Raw genomic sequence first — 2,388 nt, 5'->3', positions numbered from 1 at the left:
TTTGCTGCTGTCCTTATGTTGTTGAGCAGGTAGTTCGCAGGGCAGTTGTAGTGTCTTGGCTACCCAGGGGTGATGGGTATGGCTTTTGCTGCTGTTCCGGACGGTTGTTACGGCTTCGTAGGATTGGCCGCCCGTCGCCCGCTTGATGACTCGACCGCTGAATTGAGAGACGCGACGATGATCGCTGGATAAGGACACGACGGCGCAGTTGTCTGTGGGGTGTACCTGTTCATTGACTGATCGGAGACAGCTTTGCCGAACCTTTGGGCCGGGATTGACGCCGGTAAGACTCACCATCATTGCGTGGTTATCGATGCAGAAGGACAGCGGCTGCTGTCCCGGAAAGTCCCCAACAATGAGAGTGAGCTGCTCGACTTGATCTCGGAGGCCATGAGCCTCAGCGGACACAGTGGGGAGCTGACGTGGGCGACTGATCTGAATCATGGGGGAGCGGCGTTGCTGATTGCCCTGTTGTCCGCGCGTGATCAGCGGCTGCTGTACATCCCGGGTCGCACTGTCCATCATGCTTCGCGCATCTATCGCGGGGACGGCAAGACCGACGCGAAGGACGCGGCGGTGATCGCCGACCAGGCCAGAATGCGCCGAGACTTACAGCCGCTACGTGTCGGCGATGAGGTCAGTGTTGATCTGAGAATCCTCACCGCCCGCCGTGCAGATAAAGCGATGGATAGAACGCGGGCAATCAACCGGCTCCGGGCGCAACTGCTCGAGTACTTCCCGGCGCTGGAGAGGTCCTTTGACTACAGCCGCTCCAAAGCGGCTCTGCTGTTGCTGACGAAGTACCGCACCCCGGAGGGGCTTCGCCGTCTGGGGCAGGTTCGGTTACAGGCGTGGCTGAAAAACCAGGGTGCCCGCAGCAGCGCGGCAGTGGCCGAAACCGCTATCGCAGCGGCCAAGGAGCAGCACACCACGGTTCCTGCGCAGCGGGTCGGAGAGATGATCGTGGCCGCCCTGGCACGGGAGGTCCTGGACTTGCAGGAAGAACTAAGCCAACTCGATGCGCTCATCTCCGAGCGGGTGGCAGAGCACCGCCATGCGCCGGTTCTGATGAGCATGCCTGGTTTCGGAGCGGTCCTCAGCGCGGAATTCCTTGGCGCCACCGGCGGGGACATGAGTGTGTTCGAGAACGTCGACCGCTTAGCTGGTGTCGCCGGTCTGGCCCCGGTCCCACGGGACTCGGGGCGAATCAGCGGCAACCACCACCGGCCACGGCGGTACGACCGCCGGCTGCTCAGAGTCTGTTACCTGGCGGCCATGTCCAGCCTCAGAAGCTCGACCGCGTCACGGACCTACTACGACCGCAAACGCGCTGAAGGTAAAACCCACACCCAATCCGTGCTCTCGCTGGCCAGACGCCGGCTCAACGTCCTCTGGGCAATGCTGCGGGACGGGACCACGTACGGGCCCCGGCCGGCCGCTCCAGCTCCTCTGGCGGCCTGACCCGTCACACTCCGCACTGTAGATTCTCCGGGCACGATACCGCGGAGGACTCCATTGCCCGTGCGGCTCGAGCCCGCCGCCACCCCATTTCGGGCCTCGCTGCCGCTCGGGCTGTGAAGAGCTTTCTCTGTCTTTTGCTGCTGTCCGTTGGATCATACGTGCCCGCTCCGGCGGTTCAACCGGCCTGCGGCCGGCTGCACGTCCAGGACTTCGGTTCGGCGCTCCTACGTCGCTTGTTTCCTCACCAAACTCCTGCCCGCTTGCCCTCACGGGTTGGCACCGCCTCCGTCGGGCACAGCTCCGCGATGCTCCGCCAGCAGGCAAAAAACATGGTGGGGGAGAGGGAACCGGAACTGCTGATCACCAAAGGTATCCGACCCCGCCCGTGAACTAAAGGAGCAAGCCATGAGCGTTGCAACGAGAATCCGCATGACAACCACAGACACCAACGAGACCGTCGCCGTCCCGGGGCTTCCCGTCGATGACCCGATGGGGGACGGGTACGACTGGATGGAAACCCTCGAAGGCACCGGCTGGTCAGCCCTGCCGAACTGGGGATCCGACGGCTGGGACGCCGGAGCCTGGCCGCTGATCGTCTTCGCTGCGGCCCGCACCCACGACGAGACTGGAGAACTGTTCGGTTACGGAACCTACGTCGAGGGCGACACACACGCGCACTGGTTCCGCTCCCAGGAACAATGCTTTGAAGCCATCACCGAGGAAGTGTGCTTCCACTGGAAGACAGGCCAGTCCGACGGTCCCGCGAACCTCCCAGCCACGGCAGCCGAGCTGCCCACCGCAGACCGCAAACCCTACCCCGGCTGGACCAGCTAACAACTCTCAGGGGTGCCCCGGCTACAACTGGTCGGGACACCCTGCCAGCAGGCCAAATAGTCCGTTGACAACATCATTGAGATTCCTACGGAT

Annotated in this window: 2 protein-coding genes; both read left to right on the top strand. The window is 63.1% G+C overall.

The annotated features are described in order from the left end of the window. Positions 1 to 252 precede the first annotated feature (252 nt). The gene (locus Q0877_RS17000; RefSeq protein ID WP_299170031.1) at positions 253 to 1,461 is read left to right on the top strand and encodes an IS110 family transposase; all 1,209 of its coding nucleotides are present in this window, start codon (positions 253 to 255) and stop codon (positions 1,459 to 1,461) included. A gap of 405 nt (positions 1,462 to 1,866) precedes the next feature. Then, a complete protein-coding gene (locus tag Q0877_RS16995) occupies positions 1,867 to 2,295 on the top strand; it encodes a hypothetical protein (protein ID WP_299170029.1) in 429 nt (142 codons plus the stop codon). The last annotated feature ends 93 nt before the right edge of the window (positions 2,296 to 2,388 follow it).

Origin of the sequence: uncultured Arthrobacter sp. (assembly GCF_947495145.1) — a bacterium.
In the GTDB taxonomy this organism is placed as follows: Bacteria; Actinomycetota; Actinomycetes; order Actinomycetales; family Micrococcaceae; genus Arthrobacter_D.
This window is presented reverse-complemented; position numbering and strand designations above follow the sequence as displayed.